At 45.7% G+C, this 4,540-nt stretch carries 6 protein-coding genes and 1 tRNA gene; all 7 read right to left on the reverse strand.

What is annotated here, in order from left to right:
* Positions 1-376 precede the first annotated feature (376 nt).
* Positions 377-1,624, reverse strand: coding sequence for a glutamate-5-semialdehyde dehydrogenase (locus IM322_RS04950; protein ID WP_061432145.1), 1,248 nt, complete (start codon positions 1,622-1,624; stop codon positions 377-379).
* Positions 1,625-1,634: 10 nt separating this feature from the next.
* Positions 1,635-2,042, reverse strand: coding sequence for a hypothetical protein (locus tag IM322_RS04955; RefSeq protein ID WP_287677346.1), 408 nt, complete (start codon positions 2,040-2,042; stop codon positions 1,635-1,637).
* 171 nt (positions 2,043-2,213) lie between these two features.
* Positions 2,214-2,285: transfer RNA gene (locus IM322_RS04960), tRNA-Gly, on the reverse strand.
* A 70-nt stretch (positions 2,286-2,355) separates the two neighbouring features.
* Positions 2,356-2,676, reverse strand: coding sequence for a hypothetical protein (locus IM322_RS04965; RefSeq protein ID WP_287677349.1), 321 nt, complete (start codon positions 2,674-2,676; stop codon positions 2,356-2,358).
* Positions 2,677-2,731: 55 nt separating this feature from the next.
* Positions 2,732-3,277 carry a 6,7-dimethyl-8-ribityllumazine synthase gene (ribH, locus tag IM322_RS04970; RefSeq protein WP_287677351.1) on the reverse strand — a complete coding sequence of 182 codons (546 nt, stop codon included), beginning with the start codon at positions 3,275-3,277 and terminating at the stop codon, positions 2,732-2,734.
* Positions 3,278-3,369: 92 nt separating this feature from the next.
* Positions 3,370-3,558: a photosystem II reaction center protein PsbZ gene (psbZ, locus tag IM322_RS04975; RefSeq protein WP_002732865.1), complete on the reverse strand. Its 189-nt coding sequence runs from the start codon at positions 3,556-3,558 to the stop codon at positions 3,370-3,372.
* Between the two features lie 382 nt (positions 3,559-3,940).
* A complete protein-coding gene (locus tag IM322_RS04980; protein ID WP_287677353.1) occupies positions 3,941-4,390 on the reverse strand; it encodes a CopD family protein in 450 nt (149 codons plus the stop codon).
* Positions 4,391-4,540 lie beyond the last annotated feature (150 nt).

Below are 4,540 nucleotides of genomic sequence, written 5' to 3' on the forward strand. Positions count from 1 at the left end.
ACATAGACAGTTCCGCAAAGGAATGGACACTTCGGGTTACTAACACTGCGTCCATCAAGTCCATTACCGCGTCTTTGCCTGTTCCTAAGAGTTTATAGGCCGCTTCTCGAAATTGCTGCCAGTTTTTCCAAGTCATTTTCGGGAAATTTAGTAATCTTACTTGATTTCCCGTTTTTTCTGCTCAAGCAGTTCTTTTGTACTGACTATTGCTCAAATTAGTCTAAACTTGAGTCCTGACTCCTAACCCCACCAACAAACTTTTTCAGCAAACCCTAAATTAGTCTAGGTCGATAAGGGGACGCCGGAACTGCGGCACTGAGAACAGTCAGGGTTATCTGCTTTTTTAGCTAACTTAACAATACCCAGTTCACCAAAACTACCCCTGCACCACCTGTTTAAGGGTGGTAAAGGTTTCTAGGTTGATTAACCCCCGGCGCTGGCCTTTTTGGTTGGAAATGCCCAAAAATACCGATTCTCCCTGTTTGGGATTGCGATCAAATCGGGGTGAAGAATTGATATAAACTAAAGCACTATCGGACTCCATGGCGAATTGACGACTTTCTCGATAGGATTCGGTGACAATACAATCGGCATGACCGCTACTATACTTATTTATCCAAGCGATCGCATCAGTTAGGGTATCCACTAACCTAAAGGCCACCGTTTTTTCTAAATAGGGTCTTTGCCAATCATTATCGGTAGCAATGGTTAAATGTTCCGGAAAATCCGCCGCTAATCGGGTATCTCCTCGCAATTTAAAGCCTTTTTCCTGCAAACTTTTAAACAAACGACTTAAAGTCGAAGAATTCTGATGGGGACTAATTAAAACTTTTTCGATCGCATTAACCGGATCGGGTATGCTGCCATGACTATCGATAATTACCTGACGGGCTAACTCCAAATCGCCACTAGGAGACCAATACAAATAACAGTTTCCCATGGCCGCGCGCAAAACGGGAACCGTGGCCAATTGACTCACCTGACCGATTAAACTAGGGCGACCGTAGGGAATAATCAAATTAACATAATTTTCCTGCGTCACCAACTCCTCTAGGGAGGGACTAGAATCACAGGGTAAACCACTAACACAATCCACCGGTAAACCCACATCTTCCAATGCTTCTTGGATAATTTCCGTAATCACTCCATCGGAATGACTAGAGGCATTGGAACCGCGAATAATCAAACTATTGCCACTTTTTAGGGAAAATCCCGCCGCTACCATCGCTAATTCGGGAAAACCTTCATAGACTAAGGCAATCACTCCTAAAGGCATCCTTTGGCAATAGGTTTGGGACGGATTAAGTTGATAGGCCGCGTTAATTACCTGTTGCAGCGGATCCGATGCTTCCGCTAGTTGTTGCAATACCTCCACCGTCGTCTCTAAACGTTCGGGAGTTAACCGTAACCAGCGAATCATTTGTTCTGAGACGGCCATCTCTCGACTGACCTCTAAATCGAGGGTATTGGCTTCTAAAATGCGATCAAAGCCAGTTTTAATGCCATTAGCGATCGCGATTACCCCGCGATTTCTTTCGTTGCCATTGAATTGACCCAGATCCAGAAAAGCATTGTATGCTTGCTTAAAGATCGTCGGGGGGGTTTTGGGGGAACTTTCGATCATAGATTCTTGTCTAGCGTCGATAGGCTAACCAAAAGATGAATGCGGGCAAAATAACTAATAGCATAACTAGAATTGCCCCAAAAATCACGCTTACCCCCGGCGGTGATTTCAAGATTAACGGTAGCCAGACGATCGATAATAACAGAATTATCCCCATCATCAGGGGCAAGACTCCTTCCCCAAGGCGCTGATTCGTACTCACCCAACGAAATCCCGTCCAGCGCCAAGTGCGTTTATAGGGATAGTGGGGGGCTAATTGTTCGATAATTTGGCCGTTTTCCTGTACCACAAATATCTGTTGACAGCGATCGCAGCCAAAGGCATCGGTCAATAAAATCGGGCATAATGTCCCTTTCCGACGACAGGGACAAGGATAGTCTTGGTGTTGGTCGATTTTGGTATATTTATGCGGTCGCACAAGCTAAATTTTTGTTTATAAACGGTTGTTTTTAGTCGCTCGTGGTCAATGGCTAAGGTATTCAACGGTTGCCCAAAATCCTCAACCCTATTGCTCACGGGTAATTCCCATCTTAAGGGATATCCCTAAATTATTCATCCTGACCTTAAGGTATATTTCAAGATTTTTTCAAGCGGGCAACGCGATTCGAACGCGCGACATTCACCTTGGCAAGGTGACGCTCTACCACTGAGCTATGCCCGCAAGCTTTTTTTTACACTTCTATAAGTGTGCCAAATCTCAGACCACTTGTCAAGTAGTTTGGAGCATTTTTTTACAATGATTCATCTTCTGGCAAATCCCCCAAACCGGTAATAGCTTCGAGAACCACTTCTATCTTAGCCTGTAGTCGGTTGAACTGATGTTCCAAGCGATCAAAACGCTTGTCAATGGCGGCGAATTTTTCGTCCACTGCGGCGAATTTTTCATCCACTGCGGCGAATTTTTCATCGATATGGCGTTCCATAGCCTCAAAAGCTTCCGTAATCCGCCCCTCTGGTTCTAAATCTAATTCCAGAGTCTTGATTCTCTCGACAGCGTTGACTAATTGCCGTCTGAGTTGGTTAATATATTTGTTCTGTTCAGCTTCGCTCATCAGTGGAACTCCGGGAGTGGGGACAACTAAAATCCTAAATGCCGGGGGAATTTTCTTAGCCTTCCATCAGTGCCTGTTGGGGATTATTTTTCAATAATTCTAGGGGTTTATCTTCATCCCGGGGGCGCAATTGACGCATGAGACTAGCCATTTCTAGGGCAGATAGGCCATAATTCCAGCCCAAATTACTTTTAATACCGGCCCGTTCGAGGGCCTGTTGTAGAGTATCAGTGGTGAGAATACCGAAGACAACGGGAACACCTGTCTGAAAAGCGGCCGCAGCAATACCCTTAGCAGCCTCGGCGGCAACGTAATCAAAATGGGGCGTTTGGCCGCGAATAATTGCCCCTAGACAAATGACGGCATCGTAACGGTGGGAAAGGGCGACTTGACGGGCTACCATTGGCACTTCAAAGCTACCGGGTACCCAGATATAATCCACTTGAGTGCCATCGGGATTGACATCAACCCCGTGACGCTTGAGACAGTCTTGACAGCCTGATAACAGTTTATCAGTGACGAGATCGTTAAAACGACCAATCACGATCGCAAAGCGCCAAGAGGATATATCCTCGGTAAAATTTCCCTCAAAAACAGTCATAGGTAGAAGGGGTTAGGGGTTAGGGAGTGGGGAGTGGGGGAGAAGGGAGTGGGGAGAATAAATAAAAATAGTCTCCCGACTCCTGATCAAGACTAAATCACTAAAAAGTTTAAAATAGCGACGGCAACGACTAAAATCGCCCAAATTGCCGAACCCACATAGAGAAGGGGTTTCGATTGGTCCCAGTTTTGGGGGGAAGCATAGGCAACGGGGACACCAATCACCATCAGCAAGGAAAATAAAACTAGGGCAATGAGAAAAAATTGAAAGACAATAGACATGATTGGGTTCTCCTAAAGCAGTTGATGTTTATTTAGATAATTCTCCCAGATTTGATACTTGTATGGAAGAGCCTCGCTTCCACTCAACTTAACCGGACGACCCTTCCTCTAAGTCCTCTCTGAATCAGGGGTTAGGGGAGATATCCCCGTCAGACCGAATCCACGAGCATTTTAATTTTACTGCCACTGACTACCCAGCCGCAGCGGGTCCTAAAATTTTTTTGATGTCTCCATCCTTGTCAAAAGCAGCATGGCAAGGGTTAGGTGGGGGAAGTGACCCCCTGTGATCCCTTGCCCAGATTACAGTATTTTCGCGTTTTCGCCAAACCTAGCCTAGAAAGGTCTCCAGACTGCTGAACCGCTAAAAACTAATGGTCGAGGCCTAGGTCAAGCCCCCCCCCAAACGGATGCCAGCGCCAAAAATGACGAACAATACTGCTAGAGTGGTGACGGCGACTATGTGCAGGGTGAGGAAATTTAAGTTTTCCTCGCTCAGTTTAGGAATGAGAAAAAAGCGGGAATGAAGGGCCAAGATGAGAGTTAATAGCAGTAAAGCTAACTTAATGCCTATATAAACCGATAAAAAACTATCAAATGACCAAAAATTACGAAAACCGGGCAAATAAATCCAAGTCAGTCCTAGGCCCGTTATTACCTGCAACAATAAAGCAGATAACCCAAAAACCTCAAAATATTGCTCAAATTGACGAATTCGGTCTGGTTCTCGGTTTTTGAGGGTCTGGGGTAGAACGGTGACTGCCAGCAATAAATGTCCACCGGCCCAGACGGTCGCCCCTAGGCTGTGGAGAATTACTAAAATTTTGAACAACATGGGTTTCTCTTGTTGACGCTCCCCGCTCTAAAGAGACGGGGATTCTTCGTTCATTGAGTCTCCGTTAGCAAGCAGGATTTCTCCAACCAACCAAGAGGGAATCTCTCCCGAAGCGTTTAAAGTTTGCGTGCGCCCCACGCTACTTAATCC

The sequence above is a fragment of the Microcystis sp. M109S1 genome, from assembly GCF_020247025.1.
In the GTDB taxonomy this organism is placed as follows: Bacteria; Cyanobacteriota; Cyanobacteriia; order Cyanobacteriales; family Microcystaceae; genus Microcystis.